The 25639-nt window shown below is 65.3% G+C and carries 19 protein-coding genes; 9 read left to right on the top strand and 10 right to left on the bottom strand.

Annotation, left to right across the window (positions count from 1 at the left end; translation table 11 throughout):
- Window positions 1-40: 40 nt before the first annotated feature.
- Window positions 41-817, bottom strand: a complete 777-nt coding sequence (locus CCS01_RS10785; RefSeq protein ID WP_104518828.1) for an enoyl-CoA hydratase-related protein — start codon at window positions 815-817, stop codon at window positions 41-43.
- Complete coding sequence (locus CCS01_RS10780; protein WP_104518827.1) at window positions 817-2037, bottom strand: CaiB/BaiF CoA transferase family protein; 1221 nt, start codon at window positions 2035-2037, stop codon at window positions 817-819. The genes CCS01_RS10785 and CCS01_RS10780 overlap by 1 nt, the downstream gene beginning before the upstream one ends.
- A gap of 148 nt (window positions 2038-2185) precedes the next feature.
- On the opposite strand from CCS01_RS10780, the gene CCS01_RS10775 reads away from it, so the two are divergent.
- The gene (locus tag CCS01_RS10775; RefSeq protein WP_338049975.1) at window positions 2186-2506 is read left to right on the top strand and encodes a hypothetical protein; all 321 of its coding nucleotides are present in this window, start codon (window positions 2186-2188) and stop codon (window positions 2504-2506) included.
- A gap of 2 nt (window positions 2507-2508) precedes the next feature.
- On the opposite strand, the gene CCS01_RS10770 is transcribed toward CCS01_RS10775, so the two are convergent.
- The 4 genes from CCS01_RS10770 to CCS01_RS10755 form a co-directional block, all read right to left on the bottom strand.
- Entirely contained in the window at window positions 2509-3408 is a 900-nt protein-coding gene (locus CCS01_RS10770; RefSeq protein WP_104518825.1) for a ParB/RepB/Spo0J family partition protein, read from the bottom strand.
- On the bottom strand, window positions 3401-4240 hold the full coding sequence (locus CCS01_RS10765) for a ParA family protein (protein WP_239992099.1): 840 nt from the start codon (window positions 4238-4240) through the stop codon (window positions 3401-3403). The genes CCS01_RS10770 and CCS01_RS10765 overlap by 8 nt, the downstream gene beginning before the upstream one ends.
- 83 nt (window positions 4241-4323) lie before the next feature.
- The gene (locus CCS01_RS10760) at window positions 4324-5535 is read right to left on the bottom strand and encodes a CaiB/BaiF CoA transferase family protein (RefSeq protein WP_104518824.1); all 1212 of its coding nucleotides are present in this window, start codon (window positions 5533-5535) and stop codon (window positions 4324-4326) included.
- A gap of 81 nt (window positions 5536-5616) precedes the next feature.
- Window positions 5617-6948, bottom strand: coding sequence for an LLM class flavin-dependent oxidoreductase (locus tag CCS01_RS10755; protein WP_104518823.1), 1332 nt, complete (start codon window positions 6946-6948; stop codon window positions 5617-5619).
- A gap of 194 nt (window positions 6949-7142) precedes the next feature.
- Here CCS01_RS10755 and CCS01_RS33625 point away from each other — a divergent pair, with 194 nt between their 5' ends.
- Complete coding sequence (locus CCS01_RS33625; RefSeq protein WP_158258341.1) at window positions 7143-7289, top strand: hypothetical protein; 147 nt, start codon at window positions 7143-7145, stop codon at window positions 7287-7289.
- 16 nt (window positions 7290-7305) lie between these two features.
- Window positions 7306-8052: an SIR2 family NAD-dependent protein deacylase gene (locus tag CCS01_RS10750; RefSeq protein ID WP_104518822.1), complete on the top strand. Its 747-nt coding sequence runs from the start codon at window positions 7306-7308 to the stop codon at window positions 8050-8052.
- Here the strand turns inward: CCS01_RS10750 and CCS01_RS10745 are convergent.
- The 3 genes from CCS01_RS10745 to CCS01_RS10735 all read right to left on the bottom strand — a co-directional run bounded on the left by CCS01_RS10745 (window position 8049) and on the right by CCS01_RS10735 (window position 13165).
- Window positions 8049-9203 (bottom strand): acyl-CoA dehydrogenase family protein, encoded by a 1155-nt coding sequence (locus tag CCS01_RS10745; RefSeq protein WP_239992098.1) that lies wholly within the window; start codon window positions 9201-9203, stop codon window positions 8049-8051. The two genes, CCS01_RS10750 and CCS01_RS10745, sit on opposite strands and share 4 nt — an antisense overlap.
- A 122-nt stretch (window positions 9204-9325) precedes the next feature.
- Entirely contained in the window at window positions 9326-11488 is a 2163-nt protein-coding gene (locus CCS01_RS10740; RefSeq protein WP_158258340.1) for a tetratricopeptide repeat protein, read from the bottom strand.
- Window positions 11489-11590: 102 nt separating this feature from the next.
- Window positions 11591-13165, bottom strand: coding sequence for a gamma-glutamyltransferase (locus CCS01_RS10735; RefSeq protein ID WP_104518846.1), 1575 nt, complete (start codon window positions 13163-13165; stop codon window positions 11591-11593).
- A gap of 141 nt (window positions 13166-13306) precedes the next feature.
- Between CCS01_RS10735 and CCS01_RS10730 the strand changes: the two genes are divergently transcribed.
- Window positions 13307-14029 carry an EI24 domain-containing protein gene (locus CCS01_RS10730; protein ID WP_158258339.1) on the top strand — a complete coding sequence of 241 codons (723 nt, stop codon included), beginning with the start codon at window positions 13307-13309 and terminating at the stop codon, window positions 14027-14029.
- 301 nt (window positions 14030-14330) lie between these two features.
- Window positions 14331-14807, top strand: coding sequence for a bactofilin family protein (locus tag CCS01_RS10725; protein WP_104518818.1), 477 nt, complete (start codon window positions 14331-14333; stop codon window positions 14805-14807).
- A gap of 35 nt (window positions 14808-14842) precedes the next feature.
- On the opposite strand, the gene CCS01_RS10720 is transcribed toward CCS01_RS10725, so the two are convergent.
- Window positions 14843-17128 (bottom strand): NADP-dependent malic enzyme, encoded by a 2286-nt coding sequence (locus tag CCS01_RS10720; RefSeq protein ID WP_104518845.1) that lies wholly within the window; start codon window positions 17126-17128, stop codon window positions 14843-14845.
- Between the two features lie 131 nt (window positions 17129-17259).
- Between CCS01_RS10720 and mnmG the strand changes: the two genes are divergently transcribed.
- From mnmG to CCS01_RS10700, 4 genes are all read left to right on the top strand, one after another.
- Window positions 17260-19137: a tRNA uridine-5-carboxymethylaminomethyl(34) synthesis enzyme MnmG gene (gene mnmG / locus CCS01_RS10715; RefSeq protein ID WP_104518817.1), complete on the top strand. Its 1878-nt coding sequence runs from the start codon at window positions 17260-17262 to the stop codon at window positions 19135-19137.
- A 67-nt stretch (window positions 19138-19204) separates the two neighbouring features.
- The gene (gene mutS / locus CCS01_RS10710) at window positions 19205-21787 is read left to right on the top strand and encodes a DNA mismatch repair protein MutS (RefSeq protein ID WP_104518816.1); all 2583 of its coding nucleotides are present in this window, start codon (window positions 19205-19207) and stop codon (window positions 21785-21787) included.
- Window positions 21774-24614 carry a [protein-PII] uridylyltransferase gene (locus CCS01_RS10705; RefSeq protein ID WP_104518815.1) on the top strand — a complete coding sequence of 947 codons (2841 nt, stop codon included), beginning with the start codon at window positions 21774-21776 and terminating at the stop codon, window positions 24612-24614. The genes mutS and CCS01_RS10705 overlap by 14 nt, the downstream gene beginning before the upstream one ends.
- 13 nt (window positions 24615-24627) lie before the next feature.
- The gene (locus tag CCS01_RS10700) at window positions 24628-25335 is read left to right on the top strand and encodes a M23 family metallopeptidase (protein ID WP_104518814.1); all 708 of its coding nucleotides are present in this window, start codon (window positions 24628-24630) and stop codon (window positions 25333-25335) included.
- Window positions 25336-25639 lie beyond the last annotated feature (304 nt).

Genomic DNA, 25639 nt, shown 5'->3' with positions numbered 1-25639 from the left:
GGGCGCCGACATCCAATAGTCAAACCGCACACGGCCGGTATCAGCGGTTCTGCCAGTTTGGTTTCCGTTTTTCAGCGAAGGCCTTCGGTCCCTCAATATAATCCTGGCTTTCGAGGTTCTCTTTCTGCGCCGGATAGACCGTCCGCATCGCCTGTTCGAGGGTCGGTTCATCCAGCCCGAGACAGGATGCCTGCTTGGATGCGCGCACCGCCTTGGGTGAGCATTCCAGGATCATGGCCGCCCAGCGCCTTGCCGCTTCCAAAGCCTGCCCCTCAGGTACCACCTCGGTGACGAAGCCCAGTTCGAATCCTTCACGCGCCGGAACCCGGCGGCCAGTCAGGATCATGCCCATCGCCTTCTTGATCGGGATGGACCGCGGCAACCGGTGCACACCACCGCCCCCGGCCATCAGGCCGACGCGAGGCTCCGGCAGGGCGAAGACGGCATTCTCGGCCGCGATGATGATGTCGCAGGCAAGCGCCGTTTCGAAGCCGCCGCCCATGGCCACGCCGTTCACCGCGGCAATCAGCGGCTTGGTGAGATCGAAGCGGCTGCAGAGGCCGGCGAAGCCGCACGGCCCGTTCGGCCGCCGCTTGCCGCTGGCCTGGACCTTCAGGTCGTTGCCAGCGGAGAATGCCCTGTCCCCGGCCCCGGTGACGATGCCGACCCACAGGTCATCGCGGGCGGCGAATTCGTCCCATACCGCCGCCAGTTCGTCATTGGCGTCGGCATGAAGCGCGTTGAGGACCTCCGGACGATTGAGCGTGACGATCCGGAGGCGGCCTTCATCCTGGACGGTGCAATAGTGGTGCGCCATCAGCCGACAACTCCGTTGCCTTTCAGTTCGGAAATTCTGGCTGCATCGTAACTCAGCCATTCCGACAGCACCTGTTCGCCGTGCTCGCCCAGCAGCGGGGCTGCGGTGATCGCGGGGGCTTGCCCACTGAAGCGAACCGGCCATCCGCTCATGACGTAATCGCCGACCGCAGGATGTTTCATGGTCTGGCGGATGCCGCGCTGCCGGAATGTCGGATCCTCGGCGATCTCCCGCGTGTCCAGCACCGCGCCGGCCGGAATCGTGGCGCTGCCAACGAGGTGCATCGCCGTGTGCTTGTCATGCCGGATGGTCCACTCGGAAACGATCCGGTCAACCTCGGCCCGATGCTCGGTGCGGGCAACCGGGGTCGCATAGCGCGGATCGTCGATCAGGTCCTCGCGCCCCATGACCTTCAGCAACCTGTTCCAGTGCTCGGGATTGGCGGCGCTGGTGTAGATATAGACGTAGTCATTGGGTCCGCCGCCCTTGCACGGATACACCCCGATGGGCGGGTTGCCGCCACCGACGGTTCTTGAACCGGCACGTGGCGCCGCCTTGCCGTCCGTGCGGTCCATGTAGGCGAATGCGTTACGGATGTAGTGCAGGATGGCGTCCTGCATCGCCACCTGAAGATGCTCGCCCTGGCCGGTGCGCAGGCGGCGGACATAGGCGCCCAGGATGGAGATCGCCATCAGCATCCCGGTGCCGGTGTCGCCGATGGTTGCGCCGGGCTTGCAGGGCGGTCCGTCTTCCTCGCCGGTGATGGACATGAGGCCGCCGCAGGCCTGGGCAATCATGTCGAATGCCAGGTTGTTCTCGTACGGGCTGCCGGCGCCGAACCCCTTCACCTGGCAGTAGATGATGGCCGGATTGATCGCCCGGATCACCTCGTAGCCCAGGCCGAGCCGTTCAATCGCGCCCGGGGCGAAATTCTCGATCATCACGTCCGCGGTGGCGGCAAGCGCCTTCACCAGCTCGAGCCCCCGAGGATTCTTGAGGTTCACCGCCAGGGACCGCTTATTGGCGTTGTACTGCAGGAAATAGAGCGCATCGTTCGCATCCGTGCGGCCGGCCGTCCGGCCCGGGTCGCCGACCTTCGGGTTCTCGATCTTCACGACGTCGGCGCCCATCCAGGCCAGTGCTTCGGTACAGGATGGCCCAGCCTCAAACTGGGACAAATCCAGAATCCTGAGCCCAGCCAGGCAGTTTTCTCCGCTCATTGGTTCCGCTTCCTCGGTTATTCGGGACGAGGCTAAGCCGGCACCGGCCTGCGCGTCGAGAGCGGTGGTGGGGTATATCAGGAACGGGACCAGGCACGCTTTCTGGTCACGTGCCCTGAATCCTGCCTGACTTTTGGATGAAAGACTCTTGCCTTCCCGGACGGAGGAAGCCAGCCTTCAGGTCATGGTGGAACCCGTCAGCCTCAGCAGTTATCGCGACGACACGCTCTGGGCGGTCGTCGCGTCAATTGGCCGAACCTCCCGGGTCGCGGAGGTATTCTCCAGCCGGCTGGCAGCGCTCGCTGACCAGGCCTGGCGTGAACAGCAGGTCAAGGCCTATGCAAGCTTCCTGACAAGCTCACGGCAGCCGACCCCGTCCTATACCGTCAGGCCGATCCGACGAACCGACCTGCCGCGCGCCTGGCGTCCGTTGCCGGCGCTGGGTTTCCTGCAGGGCAAGCTGATGTAGGGTTAGCTCTCGGCTGGAAGCTCGACTTTCGCCTGCTCGCCGGTCAGGCGGGCGATCAGATCCTCAAGCTGATATAGATCGCTGAACCGGATGCTGATCTCGCCGCTGCCCTTGCGGTTGGCGGTGATGCTGACCCGGCAGCCGATTTGTTCGCTCACCCGGCGCTCCATATCGGCCACGTCAACGCGGTCCGCCTTCGGCTGGCGCGGCGCGCCGCGGGCGGCGACCGCCTTGGCGACCAGGACCTCGGTCTGGCGAACCGACAGGTTGCGCTTCGCGACCTGTTCGGCCAGAGCCTCCGGGTTGGGCGCATTGATCAGGGCCCTGGCGTGGCCCGAGGACAGAACGCCTGACCGCACCTCCCGCTTGATGTTATCCGGCAGGCGCAGCAGGCGAATCGTGTTGCCGACATGGCTTCGGGATTTGCTGACCGCATAGCCGAGCGCTTCGTGAGTCAGTCCGAAATCATCAATCAGCCGCTGGTAGCCCTCGGCCTCTTCAAGGGCGTTCAGGTCCTGCCGTTGCAGGTTTTCGACCAGCGCCACCACGGCCGCGTCGCTGTCGTCCATCTCCCGCAGGATGGCCGGGATTTCCGCCAGACCGGCCTGCATGGTGGCGCGGAACCGGCGTTCGCCGGCAATGATCTGGTAACGGTCCTCCTCGGTCGGGTGGGCCCGGACGAGGATTGGCTGCAGCACGCCCTGAACCCGGATCGACTGTGCCAGGTTCTCAAGTTCGGTCGGATCGAAGTCCATGCGTGGCTGGAACGGGTTCGCGTCGATCTGATCCATCGGTATCGGCTTGACCGCCAGGCCCGTTTCCACGTTTGGCTGCAACGGGGAATCGCCGAGCAGCGCGGCCAGTCCGCGTCCAAGCCTCGGCGGCGCCTTCTTGTTACTCATGGGCACTGACCTGCTGCGGTATCAGGATTTTCTCTTTCTTCACGACTTCTTCTGCCAAAGCGTTATAGGCCATCGCGCCTTGCGACTTCGGGTCATAGACGATGACCGGCAATCCATGACTCGGCGCCTCGGAGACGCGGATGTTGCGAGGGATGACGACGTCGAACACCCAGTCGCCGAAGTGGTTCCGCGCGTCCTGCTCGACCAGTCCGGACAGGCTGTTGCGGCGATCCGACATGGTCAGAAGAATGCCGGACAGGCGCAGGCGGGCGTTGAAACGGCGGCGCACCGCTTCGATCGTGTGCATCAGGCTGCTGATGCCTTCCAGAGCAAAGAACTCGCATTGCAGCGGCACGATGACGCCGGTGGCGGCGACGAGGGCATTCAACGTCAGCAGCCCCAGGCCGGGCGGGCAGTCCAGCACGATCACCCGATAAGCCTGGAATGCCGCCTGGCTGGCCAAGGCGTTCTTCAGCCGGAACTCGCGGCGCTGCATGGTCACGAGCTCGACCTCGGCGCCTGCCAGATCCATGTCGGACGTAATCAGCGAGAGGTTGGGCACCGAGGTCGATCGAATCGCCTGGCTGTCGGACTCGCCATCCATCAGAAGCATGTAGGTCCCGCCAGACCGGTCGGAGCGGCTGACGCCGAGGCCGGTCGAGGCATTCCCCTGCGGATCCATATCGATCAGCAACACGGGCAGGCCGGCGATGGCAAGCGCGGCGGCCAGGTTCACGGCCGTCGTGGTCTTGCCGACGCCTCCTTTTTGGTTCGCCACGGCCAGAATGAGTGGTGTTGTGATAATGGCCCCCAGGATCAGATTCGGGGACACCGCGGGTGCGCGGCGTCGCAGAAGCCTGTCATAGCGACTTTTTCCGAGATACGGAACGGGACGTTCGGCGGAGAAACCGACCCTTATGCCGAGCCGTCCACCACCACGCCGCTCCGTAGGAGGCCGGCCATCTCATCAGCTGAAAATCCCGCTTCCGCCAGAACATCGCGCGAATGCTCGCCGAGGCGAGGGGCCTGCCGGCTGATCCCCGGCCGGTCGCGATTCGGCCCGAACTCGATCGGCAGCGCCGGCAGGCCAACTTTCCTGCCGTCGGTGCCGCCGGTCCGGGAAATGAAGACGTCCAGCAACCCGCCGGTTGCGAGCAGATGCGGATCGGTGAACAGGTCGCCCGGTTGTCCGACCCTGGCCCAGGATACGTTCGCCCGCTCGCAGCTTGCCTCGATATCCTTCTGGGATAACCTGCCCAGGACGTCCTGCAGCGCCGGGATCAGCCAGGCACGTTCCTGCAGGCGCATCAGGTTGGTTGCCAGGCGCGGGTCCGAGCCCAGTTCCTGGAGTGAGAACACCTCGACGAATCGGGCCCATTGCTGGTCGGAGGTGACGCCGATGAACAACTGCCCGTTGTCCGCGGTCCTGAACACCTCGTAGATCGCCCAGGCACCGCGACGCGCCGGCATTGGCCGCGCCTCGAGGCCGGTAGCCGCCATGCCGGCCATGTGCGTGCTCATGAGGAAGGCCGCGCTCTCGAACAGGGCACTGCCGACACGCTGGCCTTTGCCCGTCTGCTCCCGCTCCCGCAAGGCGGCCTGGACGGCAACGACGCCGAAGATCGCGCCCAGGATGTCGATGACCGAGGCGCCGGCGCGCAGCGGCTGACCCGGGGGACCGGTCATGTAGGCGAGGCCGGTCTGGAACTGGACCACCTCGTCCAAAGCTGGCCGGTATTCATAGGGGCCGGCGAGATAGCCTTTCAACGCCAGGTAGACCAGCCGTGGATTGAGCGGCGCCAGTTGCTCGTAGCCGCAACCGAGGCGCTCCATGGTGCCCGGGCCGTAGTTCTCCAGCACCACATCCGCCCCTGGCACCAGCCGGTGGATAACCGCCTGCCCTTCCGGTTTCTTCAGGTCCACCGCCAGGCTGCGCTTGTCGCGGCTGAACGCGGCGAAGAAGCCCGCTGCGAAGCCGCCCAGGCCGCGGGTATGGTCGCCCCTCGGCGCCGGTTCCACCTTGATCACGTCGGCGCCGAGTTCGGCGAGGATCAAGCCGGCCGTCGGTCCCATGACCGTGTGGCTGAATTCCAGGACACGCAGACCGGCAAGCGGCGTGGCAGCCATCAGGCAGACACCTGCCGATGTGTATCCGGTCCGCCCGTATGTGACGGATGAGTCATGTCATTTGCCTCCGCGTCCTGGCCTTCAGCGGTCAGGAAAGAACCGGTTGGCGGGTCTTGGCAATCCGAGGTTCTCCCGCAGCGTCCGCCCCTCGTACTCAGTGCGGAACAGGCCGCGGCGCTGCAGCTCGGGGACGACCATGTCGACGAAGTCGTCCAGGCCGCCCGGGACGTAAGGGAACATCACGTTGAAGCCGTCGCAGGCGCCGGTGAGCAGCCATTCCTCCATTTCGTCGGCAATCGTCTGAGGCGTCCCGGTAAAGGACAGGCCGCCATAGCCGCCCGCGATCTGGGCGAGCTGGCGTACCGTCAGGTTTTCCCGCCGCGCGCGGTCGATCACCCGCTGCCGGCCGCTCTTGCTCTGGTTGGTTTCCGGGATGTCGGGCAACGGTCCGTCCAGGTCGAAGGCCGAGGCGTCGCAGCCCAAGGCGATGGAGAGTGACGCAATGCCACTGTCGGGATGGACGAGGCTGTCCAGCAGATCGCGTTTCCGCCGCGCCTCGGCGACGGTGCCGGCAACGACGACCAGCGCGCCGGGCAATATTTTCAGGTGATCCGGATTGCGTCCGAGCGCGGCGGCGCGGCCTTTGACATCGGCATAGAAACGTCTCGCCTCCGCAATCGGCCCGCCGGCGGCGAAAACCATTTCGGCGGTTTCGGCCGCAATTTGCCGGCCGGCTTCTGACGCGCCGGCCTGGACGATGACAGGCCAACCCTGGACGGGCCGGGCGACATTCAGCGGGCCGCGGACGGAGAAATGCGGGCCTTTGTGATTGAGCACGTGCATCCGCTCGGGGTCGAAGTAAACCCCGTTCTCGACGTCGCGAATGAAGGCATCGTCGGCCCAGCTGTCCCAGAGGCCGGTCACCACGTCATAGAACTCGCGCGCCTTGGCATAGCGGGCCGCGTGTTCGACATGCTCCTCCAGGCCAAAATTCCGGGCGGCATCGGGATTGGAGGTGGTCACCAGGTTCCAACCGGCACGCCCGTTGCTGATGTGATCGAGCGAGGCGAACCTGCGGGCGACGTGATAGGGCTCATCGAAGGTGGTGGAGGCGGTGGCGATCAGGCCGAGCCGCTCGGTCACCACCGCCAGCGCCGGCAGCAGCGTCAGCGGATCGAAGGACGTGGTGGTTGCACTGCGTTTCAGCGCGTTCATCGGCATGTTCAGCACGGCCAAATGATCGGCCATGAAGAAGGCGTCGAACTTGCCGCGCTCCAGCGTCTGCGCCAGCCGCGCGATGTGGCGGAAGTTGAAGTTGGCATCCGGCCAAGCGCCGGGATAGCGCCACCAGGCGGTGTGGATGCTGACTGGCCGCATGAAAGCGCCCAGCCGCAATTGTTGCTTCCCGCTCATGCCGTCTGCTCCGCTCCCATGTCCGACAGGCTATCGGTTTCCCCTGCTGTTTCAAGCCGACCCCGCCGAGGCGGACTGGCCGAAGCCCGAATCAGGCGATAACGATTGGGGATGGGAGATTTCGATGACAGCCGGCGCCGTTGGTTTCACCGCCGTGGATCATGCGCCCTTCCCCGGCCTGCGGAGCGGAAGGCTTGCGTATCGAACGCGGCGAGGATGCCGAAGCGGTGCTGGATGCTGCTTTTTCGTCTGGTCAGCCCATGTTGATCGATGTGACCACCGACCCGGACGCCAGACCACCCATTCGTTTCCATGCCGGCCATGACCCGGAGCCATTCTGACGCAGCGAGGATGCCGATGGACCGCCCCCTGGAGGAACTGAGATACCTGATCGATACGGCGAACCGGATCGCCCTTTTCACCGGAGCCGGCATCAGCACGGAGTCGGGAATCCCGGATTTCCGCAGCCCGGGCGGCCTGTGGACCAAGCAGGTACCAATCGACTTTTCCGACTTCCTGCGTTCGGACGAGGCCAGGCGCGAAACCTGGCGCCGTCGCTTCGCGATGGAGCCGATCCTGCGCGAGGCAACGCCCAACCGCGGCCACCGCGCGGTGGCCGAGCTGATCCGCCAGGGCAAGGCTTCCACGGTCATCACCCAGAACATCGATGGCCTGCACCAGGACTCCGGGATTCCGGACGACAAGGTGATCGAGCTGCATGGCAACACGACCTACGCGCACTGCCTGGACTGTGGCGCCCGTTACGAGATCGAGGCTTTGCGCGTCGATTTCGAACAGGATCGGATCGTGCCGCACTGCGCCTGCGGCGGATGGGTGAAGACCGCGACGATCTCGTTCGGACAGTCGATGCCGCTGGACGAGATGCGACGGGCCGAGCGGGAAACGCTGCTGGCCGACCTGTTCATTGCGATCGGATCATCCCTGGTCGTCTATCCCGCCGCCGGTTTCCCTGCACTGGCCAAGCGAAACGGTGCCACGCTGGTCATTCTGAATTTGCAGGAGACCGGCCTCGACGACATCGCCGACCTGATCATGCGTCGGCCAATCGGCGACACGCTCGGGGCGGCGGTTGACGTCGATTAATAGGATTTCGGCAGGTCCAGGACCCGCTCGGCCAGATAGCTCAGGACGAGTTCGCGGCTGACGGGTGCGATTCGCGGCAGCATGCTTTCGCGGAACAGGCGTTCCACATGGTACTCCTGGGCATATCCCATGCCGCCGTGGGTCATCACCGCCTGTTCGGCGGCACGATAGCCGGCCTCGGCCGCCAGGTACTTCGCGGCATTGGCTTCGGCGCCGCATTCCCGGCCGTTGTCGTACAGCCAGGCAGCCTTGAACGTGATCAGGTTGGCCGCCTCCAGTTCGGCCCAGTTCTTCGCCAGCGGGTGCTGGATTCCCTGGTTCTGGCCGATGGGGCGGCCGAAGACGATACGCTCGCGAGCGTAGCGGGATGCGCGCGCCAGGGCGGCGCGGCCGATGCCGACGGCTTCGGCGGCGAGCAGCACGCGTTCCGGGTTCAATCCGTGTAGCAGGGCGCGAAATCCCTCGCCTTCCTCCCCGATGCGGTCTTCAATCGGGACCTGCATGTCCTCGAAGAAGACCATGTTCGAATCGACGGCATGGCGGCCCATCTTGTGGATCAGGCGCACCTCGGCGTGCGTCTTGTCGAGGTCGGTGTAGAACAGCGTCATGCCCTGGGTCTTGCGCTTGACCTTGTCCAGCGGGGTGGTGCGCGCCAGCAGCAGGATCTTGTTCGCCACCTGCGCGGTCGAGGTCCAGATCTTGGTTCCGTTGATCCGATAGTGATCGCCGTGCAGGTCGGCGCGGGTGCTGATCTCGGTGGTGTTGAGGCCTGCGTTGGGCTCGGTCACGCCGAAGCAGGACTTGTCCTGGCCGGCGATCAGCGGCGGCAGCATCCGCGCCTTCTGCTCTTCGGTGCCAAGGACGACGACGGGGTTCAGCCCGAAAATGTTGATGTGAATGGCGCTGGCGCCGCTCATGGCAGCGCCTGACTCGGCAACGGCCTGGGCCATGATGGCAGCTTCCGTCACGCCCAGGCCCGAGCCGCCATAGGCTTCCGGCATGGCTATGCCCAGCCAGCCCCCTGTAGCCATGGCGTTGAAAAACGCATCTGGAAATGTCGCCGTCCGGTCGCGTTCCAGCCAGTAGGCATCATCGAATTGGCTGCACAGACGCAGGACTTCGTCACGAATCTGCTGTTGCGCGTCGGTCAATGAGAAATCCATCACCGGAACCTTTCCGAGCTGCAATATCAGCCCGACAGCTTAGCCCGAACAGCGGGTCCGGTGAAATCCCCAACGAGAACATAATGTAAACTCGCATCGCGTCTGAACGGCTAATTCAAGGCGCTGTCAGGCTCGGTGAAATGCTTGTCCGATGGTTCTCTCCCACTGCCGTCGGCGAAATCCGCCCGTTGCCCGCCCACCAGCAACGTCCGCCGGTGCGCCAGGCGGGCATTATAGGCCGCACGTTCGGCCGGCGTGAGTTCGCCCTGGACGGTGCGGGAAATCTCCACAGCACGATCGCGCCAGGGGCCGTTATGGGCGCTATCGACAGCCAGGGTCAGCCAGGTGGCCGCTTCGACATAATCATACGATCCATCAACGCCGATCATAATCGCGTAACCCAGCAAAGCCGCGGCTTCGCCGTCGCCCTTCTCCGCCGCCTGGCGAGCCCAGAACAGCATTTTCGCATCGTCGGCCGCCACACCGTCAGCATTCGCATAGGCAAGCGCGACCTTGCGCTGTGCCGAGGCGACCCCTCGCTTCGCAGCGATCATGTAATGACGCACAGCTTCGGTACTGTCTCTTGCTGTCGCCGATGACCCGTTCCAGTACAGATCGCCGATCCTTTCCTCGGCAACGGCGTTTCCCCGGCCTGCGGCCATGCGGTACCACCGCAAGGCGACGCCATCGTTGCGCGGCTGACCAAGTTCCCCCAGCCGCGCAACGTCGCCCAACCGAAGCTGCGCCGCGACAGAGCCGTTGTTGCCGGCAAGCTGATACCAGGTCAGTGCTTCGTTATCGTCCTGCGCAACCGCGATCGCCTCTTCGTACGCCCGCCCGAGCGCAAACCAGGCGTCGGTGTAGCCAAGCGCAGCCGATCGGCGGTACCATTGCAGAGCCATGGCGGTTGACCGGGGACGGGCCTCGCCGACGGCATAGGCTTCGGCGAGATTGAACGCGGCGGCGCCGCTTCCTGCGTTCGCAGCCGCCTGGAAGAGGCTCACAGCCTTCGCCTCGTCGCGCGCGACACCGATACCCGTCCGATACATCTGGCCGAGTTGATTGGTGGCCAGAGCACAGTCATGATCGGACGCATACTGAAACAGTTCGACGGCACGGGGGACATCCCGGCTCGCGCCGTCACCGGCCAGCAGAAGCACGCCAAGACGATACCGTGCCAGGGCCAACTGGTGTGATCGATAACTCCCCGCTTCCTCCGACTCGGAGGCAAGCTCGTTGGTTGCCTGATCGACGGCCCGGTTGAGCCAGTGCACGGCGGCGTCGTGATCGGCTCCCGGACCAAGCGTCCCGGTCGCATAGGCGAGGCCGACCCGTGCCGCAGCCAGGGTATGCCTTCGCTCCGCCGCATCCAGCAGATAGCGCCACGCCGCTTGCTTGTCCTGAACGACCCCGCTGCCTTGCTCGTAGATCTCCGCGAGCAGATAGATCGACTCGGCATCGCCAAGCTCAGCCGAGCGTTTGAGCCACGCAATGGCTTCGGACTGATTGGCCGGCACCCCGATACCATCGCGAAAGGCAAGCGCGAGAAGACGTTCCGATATCGGATTATTCTTCAAGGCGCCGCTCAGATACAGCGAGAAGGCCTGTGCTGGATTCCGCCGGACACCGGTTCCATCCTCATACAGCAGGCCCAACCTGGCCTCCGCCAGGGCGAAACCCTGGTTGGCGGCCCGCCGGTACCAGGCTGCCGCCTGAGCCAGATCAGGCGGCCCAGCCCGCCCCGTCTGCAGATACAGACCCAGATTGGCTTCCGCCCAAGGATTATCCTGCGCCGCGGCCTTGCGCGACCAATCGATCGCAAGAGGCCAGTCCTGCGGAACCCCCTCCCCATTGGCGTACATGACCCCAAGCGCCGCCTGTGCCTCGGCGTCGCCGGCATCCGCCGCCTGGCGCAACAGCGATGCCGCATGCTCCGGGTCCCTTGGCGTTCCATCGCCTCTCAGGAGCAAAAGTCCCAGTTCCCGCCGCGCCTCATTGGCCCCGAGTGCGACGCCGCGACTGAACCAGCGCATGGCCTCCGGCACATCACGGTCGGGGTCGGATCCCCGGGCGTAGGCCCGGCCAACGGTCGTGGCTGCTTTCGCGTCGCCTGCCAGCGCCTTCAGAACCAGCGCATTCCATTGGTCTTCGGCGACGATCGGCCTGGGCGTCACCGGCAGCAGCGGTCCGCCACGCTCAATCGGCGAGGCGAGGACAACAGGCGCCCAAACGGCCAGGCCGAGGGAAAGACAGAACCCGATCGCTGCACGCATGCCGATCATTCCTCACGATTTCGTGTATTTCATCGCAAACACACGAGCATGTGAAGGATTTTTGTTATCGCAGCTCAAGAAATCCGGAATCGCAACACTCTGTTACGTTTGCGACAAAGCGGCCGACCAGGGTGACGCAACATCACTTATTCCGACACGAAAACCGTCCTGTTGCGAGGCAATGGCATTGGGGCAGGCGAAGTTGATCGGCATCACGGCATGCTCGACCACCTCGGTCCGGCCATCCGACGCCAGCGCATCGATGATCTCCCGCGGCAGACGCTGATCAGCCGAGACATGATCCGGATCGGAAACATCGATCCGGCGATGATGCGCGGCCTCTTCCAGGCTCATGCCGAAATCCGTGACAAACGCCAGCAACTGGGTAACAGCCGCCAGGATGCGGCGTCCGCCCGAGGCTCCGGCGGCGAACCAGGGCCGGTCACCGGTGCGCAGGATGATTGGCGACATGTTGGTCAGGGGCCGCTTGCCGCCACCGATGGAATTCGGCTGGTTCGGACGTGGGTCGAACCACATGACGCCGTTGTTCATCAGAATGCCCGATCGCGGCAGGACCACGCGACTTCCCATAGACGACAGCAAGGTCGTCGTCATGGCGACCATGGTCCCATCCTGGTCGCAGACCGTCAGGTGGGTGGTGCAGGTCTCGGCCGCCTGTGGATCCGCATCGCCCAGTCCGGCCAGCCGTTCCGCGTAAGCCGTCTTCATGGCGCGCGACAGAGCGAGGTACCAGCCGGCGTCCGGTCCGGACCCTGGCCTGGCCGGCGTCATTTGCTCAAGCACCCGGACCATGGTCGGAGCGGCGGTCAGGCCCCCGGCCAACTGCAGCGTATGCCCGCGCCAGGGAAACTCCGTCGCCGGCTGGACCCGTGCCTGACAGGATCGCAGGTCGTCGGCCGCCAGCACGCCGCCCATTTCATCGACATCCGCAACGATGGCCTGCGCGATCTCGCCGTCATAAAAGTCGCGCAGTCCGGCCCTGCCGAGCTGCTCCAGCGTCGCGGCGAGCCCACCGAGCGGAAAGAACCCTGGCTTGCCCTGATAGGGCGCGATCGGCGGCAGGCCGTCCGGCAGATAGATCCGCGCGCTTTCCGGATAGCGGCGCAGGACCGACGCGGAGGCCGCCACCTTCAGCGTCGTGTACCAGTCCTGCGGCAGCCCTCTTTTTGCCAGTGCGATGGCCGGGGCCATGACGTCAGGCAGTGGCAGCCTTCCCCAGGCCGCATGCATATGCGCATATCCGGCGGCGGCGGACGGGATCGCGAACGACAGCGGACCATGGATGTTGGTGTCGCCCACCACCTCGGGCCAGGCGAACAGATCCTGCTTCATGCGGCCGGTCAGCTTGAACGCCGACGGGTTCAGCGCACGCGGTGCCACAGGTCCGAAATCGACGACGTCCGCCCTCGGCTGCCCGGCGCGATGCACCAGGGCAAAGCCGATACCGCCGAGTCCGGAGTTCCACGGCTCAACCGCCGCAAGCGCCAGAGCGGTTGCCACCGCCGCGTCCACCGCATTCCCGCCGGCATCCAGGATCGCGATGCCCGCCTCGGCCGCATTGCGGACCTGCGACACGACGATGCCTCGCCGCCCCCGTGCCGACGGCTTTGACAGGATCCAGTTCTGGGTAACATGCGGCGACGGGACGTAGGCCATCCATCTTCCTCCCACAAGTCTGCAAGGACGTGCACATGCACTGTAGGTGATGGTATCTGGAGGGAAAGTGCCCGGCGTTCCCGAGCGCCGTATCGTATCTCTCTCACGTGCCGCGTTCCTGCGGGCCCGAGGTCCATAGCCATGTCGTCACCCCAGATGTCGCCGCTGTTCCTGCCGATCGCCCGCGCCTTCGGCCAGCTTGATGACCCGGTGTTCGTCGGCGTTGCGGTGCGCAGCGTCGCCTGGTCCGCCGCCAGCTTCGCTGCGATCTATGCCGCGGCCGTCGGGATCGTGCACTGGCTGCTGCATCTCCATGGCCTGTGGGAATGGGCCGCCGACATTTTCGGCGCGGTCGGGGCGTTGCTGCTGGCGATCTTCCTGTTTCTGCCGGTCGCCACGGCGATTGGCACCTTGTACTTCGACCGCATCGCGCTGGCCGTCGAGCATCGCTTCTATCCGTGGCTGCCGCCGCCCCAGGGCGCGTCGATCATCGCGCAGACATGGGACGGCGTGGCGGTTGCCGGCAGGGTGCTGGCATTGAATGCCATCGCGCTGCTGTTGGCGATCCTGGTGCCCGGCATCGGCCTTTTCCTGGGATGGGTGATCGCGGCATACGCCGTCGGGCGCGGCCTGTTCGTTGCGGTCGCAATGCGACGCATGCCTCGCGCAGCCGCCGAGTCGCTGTACCAGTCCCAGCGCGGAGTCGTCCTGGTGAACGGCGCGATCCTGGCCGCGGCGGCCTATGTGCCACTGATCAACCTGCTGATCCCGGTTATCGGCACGGCGGCGATGGTCCACGTGCTTGATATCGCGCTGTCAGCCGTGGATCAGCCGCGACAGGCGCCTTCCCGGATGCGCCCATAAGCGGGTGACAGCAACCGATTGCACGGGAATGTTGTTCGCAAGGGGCGCTCCATGCTAGGCGGAGGCTTCTCTTGTAATCAGGTAGAGTACTTTGTTTAAACGTCGCAAACCGGACGAACCACTTCCGGCAACGTCAGGCGTGGCCCAGCCCGCAGGAACAGCATCGCCGATGGATCAACCCGAGGCGGCCGATGCAGACCCGGATTTTCGCTCCGCCTTATCAGACGTTGCCCAACCGCCTTCAGACGCCGGTCTCGGTGTCCCGCCTTTCCGTCCCGCTCCGGCCAAGGATGCGCATATCATGTCACGCCCGCCCTTTTCTCCGTCTGGGACCAATCCCATCGCACCGGCGACGTCCGCAAGAACCGGCCTGACCGTCAGTCGTCCCGCCGCGCGTGATCCGGCGGAGCGCCGGACGTTGGTTGTCGGTCGCGGCATCAGCGTGCAGGGCGTCGTCCAGGATGCCGAACGCCTTGTCGTCGAGGGCACGGTCGAAGCGACGATGATCCATGCCACCGAACTGGCGATTGCTCCCGGCGGCATGTTCAAGGGCGAGGTCGAGGTCGAGGATGCCGAGATTGCCGGCACCATGGACGGAACCCTGACCGTACGCGGCAGTCTTGTCCTGCGCGCCAGCGGCCGGGTTATGGGAACTGCCCGCTGCCGCCGCCTGCAGGTCGAGGACGGTGGGCAGATCACTGGCCGGATCGAAATGATCACCGACCAGCCTCCGTCCGACATCCCGCTGCCCCGCCAGAACGCCGAACCGGTGGCCTGAACCGATTCGGCTGACTCTCTGACAGGACCTGCTGCCTATCGGCGGACCGCCTGATAGGCAGCAAGGCAGGCCAGATCGACGATCTGGCTCGACGACGCATCCATCGCGACGATCTGCACCGGTTTTTCCATCCCGATCAACAACGGACCGATCGTGGTCCCGCCGCCAAGGTGATGGGCCAGGCGCGCCGTGATGTGGGCCGAGTGCAGCCCCGGGACGATCAGGACATTCGCATCGCCGGTCAGGCGACAGAATGGGTATAGCGCGCGGATGGACGGCTCCAGGGCCACATCCGGGCTCATTTCTCCATCGTATTCAAAATCCACGTTGCGCTGATCCAGGATCGCCACGGCATCGCGCATTGGCTGGGCACGCTCGGGCGCCGGATCGCCGAAGGTGGAATGGGACAGAAGGGCGACGCGCGGCTCGTGGCCCAGATGCCTTGCCGCCGCCGCCGCGCCGATGGCTATATCCGCCACCTGGGTTGCGTCGGGGCGGAAATTGACGAGTGAGTCCGCCAGGAAGATGGTTTTGCCGCGCATCCCGACCAGCAGCGTCAGGCCGAACGGAATGCTCCCCTTGGCCGGGCCGATCACCTGTTGGATATCGCTCAGGCAAACCGAGGCAGACCGGGTCAGGCCGGTCACCATGGCATCGGCATCGCCCGTCGCCACCATGCAGGCGGCGAAGACATTCCGGTCCTGGTTCACCAGGCGTTGGATATCGCGTTGCAGGTAGCCATGCCGCTGCAAGCGCGCGTAAAGGAACTCGACATACTTGCTGTTTCTGTCCGACAGGCGGGCGTTGTGGATCTCGATGCCCTGGATCTCACCAAGGCCCAGGCCGGCCATGGTCCGCTTGACCCGATCCTCGCGCCCGATCAGCACGGGTTGGCCATAACCGGCGGAGCGGAAGGCGATGGCGGCGCGAACGATCTTTTCTTCCTCGCCCTCGGCGAACACGACCCGCCGCGGATGCTCCCGCAGCATCTCCATCGTGGCATCCAGGGCGTCGGCCGTCGGATCAAGCCGCCCGGACAGGCTGCGGGAATAGCGGCGCAGATCCTCGAGCGGGTGGCGCGCCACGCCGGAGTCCATCGCGGCCTTGGCGACGGCGGGCGGCACGCGCGCGATCAGGCGCGGGTCGAAGGCGTTCGGAATGATGTATTCCGGCCCGAAGGTCAGGCGGCGCCCGGCCGACGCGCTGTGCACTTCATCCGGCACGTCCTCGCGCGCCAGTTGCGCCAGCGCCTCGGCCGCCGCGATCTTCATGGCGTCGTTGATCGTCGTGGCGCGGACATCCAGCGCGCCGCGGAAGATATAGGGAAATCCCAGAACGTTGTTGACCTGGTTGGGATAGTCGCTGCGTCCGGTGGCGATGATCGCCTGTGGGCTGATCGACCGCGCTTCCTCCGGCGTGATTTCCGGATCAGGGTTGGCCATCGCGAAGATGATCGGCCGCTTGGCCATCGAGGCGACCATGTCGCGTGTCAGGGCGCCCTTTACCGACAGACCGAAGAAGACGTCGGTTCCCTCCATGGCCTGGCTGAGCGTACGGGCTTTGGTCGCCGCGGCATGGGCCGATTTCCACTGGTTCATGCCTTCCGTGCGGCCCTGGTAGACGACGCCCTTGGTGTCGCACAGGATCACGTTGTCCGGCCGCATCCCCATGGCTTTCAATAACTCGACGCAGGCAATCGCGGCCGCCCCGGCTCCGTTCACCACCAGTCTGGTCTCGCGCAGGGAGCGTCCGGTGAGATGGCAGGCGTTGATCAGGCCCGCCGCGGCGACGATCGCCGTGCCATGCTGGTCGTCGTGGAAGACCGGGATGTCCATCAGTTCGCGCAGGCGCTGCTCGATGACGAAGCATTCCGGCGCCTTGATGTCTTCCAGGTTGATCCCGCCGAAGCCCGGCCCGAGGAACCGGACGGCGTTGACGAACTCATCGACGTCCTCGGTCCCGACTTCGAGATCGATACCATCGACATCCGCAAAACGCTTGAACAGGGCGACCTTGCCCTCCATCACCGGCTTGGACGCCAGCGCCCCGAGGTTGCCCAGGCCGAGCACGGCGGTGCCGTTGGAAATCACCGCGACCATGTTGCCCTTGGTCGTGTAATCATAGGCGAGGGTGGTGTCCTTGGCGATGCGCAGGCAGGGCTCGGCCACACCGGGCGAATAGGCGAGCGAGAGGTCCCGGGCGGTGGTCAGCGGCTTGCTGATGCGCGTTTCCAGCTTTCCAGGCCGGCCATGGGCATGCAGGGCCAGCGCTTCCTCCACGGAAATTCGCGCTGTGCGTGTGTCGCTCGTCCCGTCGGCCATGGCGTAACCCCCAATCTTCCGCAGCGTCCTGCCCGGACCCGTGCCGCCATCATGGGCGTGACCGCCTGTGATGAAAAGCGTGTCGCGTTCAAGCATGGCTGGACGCCGAATTCTATGGCAGAAAGCGGCGGATGAGTGATCGCTTCGATGTCATCGTTGTCGGCGGCGGCCACGCCGGATGCGAAGCCGCGGCCGCGGCCGCCCGGGCAGGCGCCCGTACCCTGCTGCTGACCCATTCGTTGCATACGATAGGGGAAATGTCCTGCAATCCGTCCATCGGCGGCATTGGCAAAGGGCACCTGGTTCGCGAGATCGACGCTCTGGACGGCCTGATGGGCCGCGCCGCGGACGCTGCCGGCATCCATTTCAAGTTGCTCAATCGAAGCAAGGGCCCAGCCGTCCGCGGCCCCCGCGCACAGGCGGATCGCGGGCTGTATCGGCGCGCCATGCGGGCGTTGCTGGAGGACACGCCCGGCCTCGCGCTGCGTGCCGCGAGCGTCGAGGATCTTGAGGCGGATCGGAACGGCCGGGTCGCCGCCGTGATCTGCGCCGACGGCAGCCGCATCGGCTGTGGCGCCGCCGTGCTGACGGCCGGGACGTTCCTGCGCGGGATCATCCATATCGGCGATCATCGCACCGAAGCCGGCCGCATCGGCGAGGCGCCCTCCATTGGCCTGGCGCGGACCCTGCTGCGGCTTGGGCTCCCCGTTGGCCGCCTGAAGACCGGAACTCCGCCGCGCCTGGATCGCCGCACCATCGATTGGGAAGGGTTGCGGGCGGACCCGGGAGACGACCAGCCGCAGCCGTTCAGCACCATGACTGCGCACTTGCCGAATCCGCAGATCGAATGCCGCATCACCGGCACAACCGAAGCCACGCACGCGGTCATACGGGAAAATATACATAAGTCGGCTGTTTACTCGGGCCAGATTGCCGGCCGGGGTCCACGCTACTGCCCGTCGATCGAGGACAAGATCGTCCGGTTCGCCGGCAAGGATCGGCATAATATCTTCCTGGAGCCGGAAGGCCTGGATGACCCGACCATCTACCCGAACGGCATATCCACCAGCCTCCCCGAGGACGTGCAGCGGGCAATCCTGACGACAATCCCGGGACTGGAACATGCCCGCATGATCCGGCCCGGCTACGCAGTCGAGTACGACTATGTCGATCCACGGGCACTGACACGCGGCCTGGAAGTGCGCGCCATGCCGGGGTTGTTCCTGGCCGGACAGATCAACGGCACGACAGGCTACGAAGAAGCGGCGGCGCAAGGATTGCTGGCAGGGCTGAATGCGGCGCGTCTTTGCGGCGATCAAGCCGCCGTGTGGCTTGATCGGACGGAATCCTACATCGGCGTCATGGTGGATGACCTGACGACGCAGGGCGTGACCGAACCCTATCGGATGTTCACCTCCCGCGCCGAGTTCCGCCTGAGCTTGCGGGCCGACAATGCCGATCTGCGACTGACCGAAAAGGGAATGGCCTGGGGTTGTGTCGGCCAGCCAAGAACCGCTGCCTTCCTCCAGCACAAGCACTCGCTGGACCAGGCGCTGGAGCGCGCACGACAGGAAGGGCTTCCGGCCGCAGCCGCTGTTCGTCTGGGAATACCGCCCTTCACGGACGGTCGCTGGCGATCGGTTCTGGAACTGGCCGGTAACGACGCCATCACATGGCCGCTGCTGTGCGCCGAATTCCCGTGGCTCGAAGCGCTTCCGGACCGGACGGCGGAGCAGTTGCGCATCGATGCGCGATACGCCGGCTACCTGCATCGACAGCAGGCCGAGTTCCGGCTCAGCCAACGCGAGAACGGTGTCGGACTGACGAATATCGTCTTCGAAGAGATCGGCGGCCTGTCGGCGGAGATCCGCGAAAAGCTGAACCGTGCCCGCCCGGATTCGCTCGGCGCGGCGTCGCGCATCCAGGGCATGACCCCGGCTGCCCTGGCATCGATCGCCGCTTTCATCCGCAAGCGCGAAGCGTCGCAACCTGCTGGCGCGGAGGCATAGCCGGGCTGTGGATACGACGCCTCCAGATCTCGCCAAGGCACCGTCAGCCGCCGGCGCGACGCCGGCAATGGCGCAATGGTTCGCAGCGAAGGAGAAGCATCCCGATGCCCTGCTGTTCTTCCGCATGGGCGATTTCTACGAGTTGTTCTTCGCCGACGCGGAAGCCGCCGCGTCAGTGCTGGACATCGTACTCAGCCACCGCGGCGAGCACGGCGGCACCCCCATCCCGATGTGCGGCGTGCCGTATCATGCCGCGGAATCCTACCTCGCCCGCCTGATCCGCCGGGGCTTTCGGGTTGCCATCGTCGAACAGATGGAAGACCCCAAGGCGCGGACGGGTAAGCAGCCGATCCGGCGGGAGGTCATCCGGGTGATCACGCCGGGGACGATCACCGAAGAGACGCTGCTGGAGGCTGGCCGCCCCAATCTGCTGATGGCCATCGCCTGGGACAAGGATTTGCTGGGAGCGGCCTGGGTTGATGTCTCAACCGGCCTGTTCGAGACCGCCTCCTTGCCCGCGACGGACTTGCAGGCCCTGCTCGGTCGGCTTGAACCGGCAGAGATCCTGGCGCCTCCGACGGTGGAAGTGGGCGACTGGAGCACGCGTCGCTCGCCCGAGCCGGTTGCCTCGCCGCCGCTGATTGCGCGGCGGCGGCTGGCGGATGCTTTCGGCACGGCCAGCCTCGATGCCTTCGGGACATTCACCGATGGAGAAGCCGTCGCGGCGGCCATGGCGGTTGATTATGTCCGCAGCACACAGTCGGGCGCCTTGCCTCGGCTTGGCCATCCGGAACCCCAGGGCCAGGCCGGCGTGCTGTCGATGGATGCGGCGACCCGGGGGAACCTCGAGATCCATCGATCGCGGGACGGCGGCACGCAGTACACGCTGCTGTCCGCGGTGCAGCGGACTGTGACGGCTGCGGGAGCACGCTTGCTGTCGGGTTGGCTGTCGGCGCCGCTGACCGACCATGCGGCAATCATTGCCCGCCAGGATGGCTGGAGCTGGTGCCTGGCCAACCCGGACGCCACCAAGAAACTGCGCGGCATCCTGCGGGGGACGCCGGATATGGCCCGGGCTTTGGGCCGCCTGTCGCTCAATCGCGGCAGCCCGCGTGATCTCGGCGCGATACGGGATGGTTTGAAGGCGGCTTTTGCTGTCGCCGGGATCCTGCAGCCTCCCCTGCCCTCGGCCCTTGCCGGCGTCCGGTCGAAGATTCCGGATGACACGACATTGGCGCAGGAGCTGGAGGCCGCGCTCGCCGATCCGGCCCCGGCCCGGTTGGAGGATGGCGGCGTCATCCGATCCGGTTTCGACGGCGAACTGGATGCGCACCGCGCCCTGCGGGACGAAAGCCGCCAGGTCATCGCGACGCTTCAGCTCGACTACGCGCAGCGCTACGGCGTCGCCAGCCTGAAGATCAAGCACCATGCCCAGCTTGGCTATGTGATCGAAGCGCCGGCTGTGGCGGTCGAGAAGCTGCGGGCCTTTCCGGCCCTGACCCTCCGCCAGGGCATGGCCAACGGCGCCCGCTTCACGGAAGCCCAGTTGTCCGAGCTGGACCAGCGTATCCGCGAGGCGGCGGAACAGGCGGCCGCGCGTGAACGCACGGTGTTCAACCACCTCGTCCGGAAGATTGTCGACCAATCCGACAGCCTCGCCGTCTGTGCCGAGGCGCTGGCATTCCTCGATGTCATCCAGTCCGCTGCCGGACTCGCCGAGGGTGGAAGGTGGGTGCGGCCGGTGCTGACCGATGCCGAGGACTTTCATATCGAAGCCGGCCGCCACCCGGTGGTGGAAAGCGCGCTGTCCGGTCAGGCCGCTTTCGTGCCCAACAACTGCGACCTGTCAGCCGATCGGCGGGTGATGCTGCTGACCGGGCCGAACATGGCTGGCAAATCGACGTTCCTGCGGCAGAATGCGCTGTTCGTCGTGCTCGCCCAGGCCGGACTGCCGCTGCCGGCGGATGCGGCCATCCTGGGGATCGTCGATCGCCTGTTCAGCCGGGTGGGCGCGGCCGACGACCTGGCGCGCGGGCGCTCGACCTTCATGGTGGAAATGACGGAAACCGCCGCCATCCTGCACCAGGCCGGCCCGAAGTCCCTGGTGGTGGTCGATGAGATCGGCCGTGGCACTTCCACTCTGGATGGGCTTGCCATAGCCTGGGCCGTGCTGGAGGCGTTGCACTCCGCAACACGATGCCGCACCATTTTCGCGACACATTTCCATGAACTTGCGGAACTGGCAGATCGCCTGCCACGGTTGAGGCCGCATACGATGCGCGTCAAGGAATGGAAGGGCAGCGTTGTATTCCTGCATGAAGTCGCCGAGGGGGCAGCCGGACGGTCCTGGGGCATCCATGTCGCGGAACTGGCCGGCGTGCCGGCGCCGGTGGTCCGCCGGGCGGCTTCGCTGATGGCGGCGATGGAAAAACGCAGCGGGCCGCTGGCCACGTCCACGTCCCTGCGCAGTCTGCCGTTGTTTGCGGCGGCCACGATGCCGGACGACACGGCTTCTGAAAATGATGCGCTGTCCCGGCTGCGGGACGCCCTCGATGAGATTAATCCCGACGCCATGACGCCGAAACAAGCTCTTGAAGCCATATATCTGCTGAAAGCGCTTGTCCCCGCTTGCGCCGATGGACCACCATAGTACGATCAAGGCAATGTTAACCCCGATCCCCCTGCCACGTGCCCCCGAAGCCGCGGCGACGCTTTTGTCGGATACACTTGCCGGCCTTGCCGAAGGCGGCCCCGTGCCGCGCGAGGCCGCGGTCGGCGCCTTCAGGCGGCATCTGGCACGCATCCAATCCTACGTCCAGCACGCCTTCGAGCATGAGCAGATCACCGGCCTGCAGGCCGCGCGACTTCTTGCCGCGCTGGTTGACGGCGTTATCGGCGCCCTGTTCGAGCACACCACCACGAACTCGGACCTGGAGCCGGTCGAAAATCTCAGCATAGCGGCGACCGGTGGCTATGGACGCGGTGTCCTGGCCCCGTTCAGCGACATCGACCTGCTGTTCCTGACCGCCGAGGACCCGACGCCCGAGACACTGCGTGTCGTCGAATACATGCTGTATTTCCTCTGGGACCTTGGGCTGAAGGTCGGTCATGCGACCCGGTCGATCAGCGACTGCCTGACCGAGGGCGCAAAGGACACGACCATCCGCACCGCTTTGCTCGATGCGAGGTTCCTGGCGGGCAACGAAGTGTTGTTCGGCGACTTCCACCGCCGGTTCCGCGCCGCCTGCAAGGAAGCGGGCGCCGCCGAGTACATCGCCGCCAAGCAGGCCGAGCGGTCGGTGCGTCATCGGCGCTACGGCGACAGCCCGTTCGTGGTCGAGCCGAACGTGAAGGAGGGCCGCGGCGGCCTGCGTGACCTTCAGACGCTGTACTGGATCGCGCGCTATGTGTTCGACACCCAGACCATGGGCGAACTGGCCGACCTGGGCGGCATCCTGACGCAGCAGGAGGCGCGTCACGGCCGGCGGGCGTGGGAATTCCTCTGGACGGTCCGGTTCCACCTGCACTACGTGGCGGGCCGGGCGGAGGAACGGCTGACCTTCGATCTGCAGCCCGTCATCGGCGCTCGCATGGGCTACACCCGGCACGGCCGCCAGGACGGCGTCGAGCGCTTCATGCGCCACTATTTCCTGACGGCACGCGAGATCGCGCGGTTGACCCGGATCCTAGAGCCGGCGATCCTGCGCTCCGCGCTTGGCCCTCCGGCAATCGAGGCGGAAACCGACGCCGCGCTGCTTTCGGCCGGGTTCGTGCTCGCGGAAGGCAAGCTGCTGCCGATCAGCGGCCGCGATTTCGATGCTGAACCGATCCAGATGCTGCGGATCCTGCAGATTGCCCGCGACCGGGGCCTGGAGCTTCATCCGCTCGCCATCCGCTCGTTCATCCAGAACGAGCGCCGGGCCGTCGCGCTGCGCGGCGATCCGAAAGCGGCTGCCATTTTCATGGACTTGCTGTGTGGCAAGGAACCCGACCGGCACCGGCCGGGCAGCCCGCACCCCGACGGCGCGCGCTGGCTGGGCATCCTGAACGAGACCGGCTTCTTCGGCCGGTACCTGCCGGACTGGGCGCGCATCGTCGGGCAAATGCAGTTCGACACTTACCATATATTTACCGTCGATGAGCATACGATCGAGGCGGTCCGCGTCCTGAACAAGCTTGAACGTGGCGAACTGGCGGAGATCGCGCCCATTGCGTCTGAGCTGATCGACCATGTTCAGTCGCGCCGGGCTTTATACCTGGCGATGCTGCTGCATGATATCGCCAAAGGGCGCGGCGGCGATCACTCCGAGATCGGCGCGGAGGTTGCGCTTGAGGTCGGACCGGCGCTGGGATTGACGGATGAGGAGACGGAAACCGTTTCGTGGCTGGTGCTCCATCACCTGCTGCTGAGCGGGACCGCCTTCAAGCGCGATATCGACGACCCGAAGACGATCCTGGACCTGGCCGATACGATCCAGTCTCCGGAACGGCTGCGCCTGCTGCTGATCCTGACCGTTGCGGATATGCGCGCGGTGTCCAGCAAGGTGTGGAACGGCTGGAAGGCCACGCTGCTCCGCGAACTGTATTCGCGTGTTGCCGAAGTCCTGGCGGGCGGGCTGGCGACGGCCGAGCGCGATGTGCGTGTCGCACGGGCCAAGCAGGCGGTCGCCTCCTTGCTGTCGGACTGGACGGATCAGGAGATCGAAAGCTACACATCGCTCGGCTATGCGGGGTACTGGCTGTCGTTCGATCCGGAAACCCATGCCCGCCATGCCCGGCTTATTCGTGATTCGGAACATCGCCAGTCGCCGCTGACCGTCGACACCCAGCCGCTGCCGGCGCGAGCGGTCACCGAAGTGACGGTCTATTGTGCCGACCACGCCGGGTTGTTCAGCCAGATTTCCGGGGCGATTGCGGTTGCCGGGGCATCCATTGTCGATGCGCGCATTCACACCATGAACAATGGCATGGCGCTGGATACGTTCTGGATTCAGGACACCAGCGGCGGCACATTCGACTCGCCGCATCGACTGGCGCGACTGTCCGTTCTGATCGAGCAAGCCTTGTCAGGCCGTTTGAAGCTGGCAACGGAGATCGGGCGGGTCTCCAAGGTACTGCTGGGACGGCGGATGCAGGCCATCCATGTTCCGCCTCGGGTCGTGATCGACAATCACGCATCCAATACCCATACCGTTCTGGAAGTGAATGGGCGCGACCGCCCGGGGTTGCTGCACGACGTGACCGCGGCAATCAGCGAACAGGGACTCCAGATTGCGTCGGCGCATGTCACGACCTATGGGGTGCGGGCCGTGGACGTCTTCTACGTCAAGGACATATTCGGGCTGAAGATCGAGAACGAGCGCAAGCTCGGTCAGATCAAGGAGGCTCTGCTGCAAGCACTGGCCAGTGCTGAGGATCCGGCCTCGCCCGTCGTCCTTCCCGCGGTGCGCACACTGAGGAAGGCTGCCACGGGATAGACGAAGATGACCGATGTCGCCGTTCGCCGGCGGCCGCCATCAGAGGACGGCTGAACGCAGGAAGTCGATCAGGCAAGGATCAGAGCAATATGCCTTCCTTGCTTATCCTGAGCAACCGAGTACCCTTGGCTGCATGAAAAGACGCAGCCACTTCCTGCTGCAGAAGTCGCTTCTGCCAGTGTTGGCCTGGGGGCTTTCCTCGGTGCCACTCGATTCACAGGCGGCGCCACGGGGGCTCGGGCAAACCGCCATGCTTCTGCCGGTCGCATCGGCCTGCGTATCGTCTCCGTTCGGTCCCCGCACGCTGCCCAACAAGCCGCTTGCCGGGACGTTTCACAACGGCGTTGATCTGCCGGCTCCGGTGGGAGCGGCCGTGACGGCGGTCGCCCCGGGCACCATCATACGGATCCAGCGGCATGGGGTGGGAGGCCTGGAAATTCTCATCCAGCATGACGGCTTCATCGGCGTGTACAGCCACCTTGGTCTCGTCTCGCCGTTGATCGCCGAGGGCCGCAGATTCGTTTACGGAGGAGAAAGGATAGCAAGGGTTGGCCGGAGCGGTCTGACGTACGGTCCTCATTTATACTTTGGAATGATTATGGGCGGACGGCCGGTTGATCCGATGCCATATCTCCATATCGGTCCGTGCAGCGTTCATCAGGCCTTACGGTCGGAAGAACGGCCCCGTCCGGCTCGTGTCGTCTCCGAACGGCAACCGTAAGACGCCCTGGCAACAACGGAAACCCATCAGAATCCCCATTCAGCCAGGGCGTCAGCTACAGCAGACCGCAGGTCAATTGGGACGGGGTGCCATCATCGTCATGGCCGGCGCAGGCCTACGGGATGCACAGATCTCTGAAACGAGTAAATATCCCCCGGCAGAGCCGGGGGCTTTATGGTGTTGGCCGCTCAAAGCGGCCGGGCGGGTCGCTGACGCGGCCCGTTGAGTGTGAGCCGCTCAAAGCGGCAAGCGGGACCGCTAACGCGGTCCCGGGTTCAGTTGGCCACTAAAGTGGCCGGTTCAG

The sequence above is a fragment of the Rhodopila globiformis genome, assembly GCF_002937115.1.
In the GTDB taxonomy this organism is placed as follows: Bacteria; Pseudomonadota; Alphaproteobacteria; order Acetobacterales; family Acetobacteraceae; genus Rhodopila; species Rhodopila globiformis.
Note: the sequence above shows the minus strand (reverse complement) of the source record. Positions and strands in the feature narration are given on the sequence as shown.

What these genes read in the sequence shown, in the direction of transcription:
- CCS01_RS10785 (WP_104518828.1), bottom strand. Translation starts at nt 817, where the DNA reads ATGGCGCACCACTATTGCACCGTCCAGGATGAAGGCCGCCTCCGGATC.
- CCS01_RS10780 (WP_104518827.1), bottom strand. Translation starts at nt 2,037, where the DNA reads ATGAGCGGAGAAAACTGCCTGGCTGGGCTCAGGATTCTGGATTTGTCC.
- CCS01_RS10770 (WP_104518825.1), bottom strand. Translation starts at nt 3,408, where the DNA reads ATGAGTAACAAGAAGGCGCCGCCGAGGCTTGGACGCGGACTGGCCGCG.
- CCS01_RS10760 (WP_104518824.1), bottom strand. Translation starts at nt 5,535, where the DNA reads ATGGCTGCCACGCCGCTTGCCGGTCTGCGTGTCCTGGAATTCAGCCAC.
- CCS01_RS10755 (WP_104518823.1), bottom strand. Translation starts at nt 6,948, where the DNA reads ATGAGCGGGAAGCAACAATTGCGGCTGGGCGCTTTCATGCGGCCAGTC.
- CCS01_RS10750 (WP_104518822.1), top strand. Translation starts at nt 7,306, where the DNA reads ATGGACCGCCCCCTGGAGGAACTGAGATACCTGATCGATACGGCGAAC.
- CCS01_RS10740 (WP_158258340.1), bottom strand. Translation starts at nt 11,488, where the DNA reads ATGCGTGCAGCGATCGGGTTCTGTCTTTCCCTCGGCCTGGCCGTTTGG.
- CCS01_RS10735 (WP_104518846.1), bottom strand. Translation starts at nt 13,165, where the DNA reads ATGGCCTACGTCCCGTCGCCGCATGTTACCCAGAACTGGATCCTGTCA.
- CCS01_RS10730 (WP_158258339.1), top strand. Translation starts at nt 13,307, where the DNA reads ATGTCGTCACCCCAGATGTCGCCGCTGTTCCTGCCGATCGCCCGCGCC.
- CCS01_RS10725 (WP_104518818.1), top strand. Translation starts at nt 14,331, where the DNA reads ATGTCACGCCCGCCCTTTTCTCCGTCTGGGACCAATCCCATCGCACCG.
- CCS01_RS10720 (WP_104518845.1), bottom strand. Translation starts at nt 17,128, where the DNA reads ATGGCCGACGGGACGAGCGACACACGCACAGCGCGAATTTCCGTGGAG.
- mnmG (WP_104518817.1), top strand. Translation starts at nt 17,260, where the DNA reads ATGAGTGATCGCTTCGATGTCATCGTTGTCGGCGGCGGCCACGCCGGA.
- mutS (WP_104518816.1), top strand. Translation starts at nt 19,205, where the DNA reads ATGGCGCAATGGTTCGCAGCGAAGGAGAAGCATCCCGATGCCCTGCTG.
- CCS01_RS10705 (WP_104518815.1), top strand. Translation starts at nt 21,774, where the DNA reads ATGGACCACCATAGTACGATCAAGGCAATGTTAACCCCGATCCCCCTG.
- CCS01_RS10700 (WP_104518814.1), top strand. Translation starts at nt 24,628, where the DNA reads ATGTCGCCGTTCGCCGGCGGCCGCCATCAGAGGACGGCTGAACGCAGG.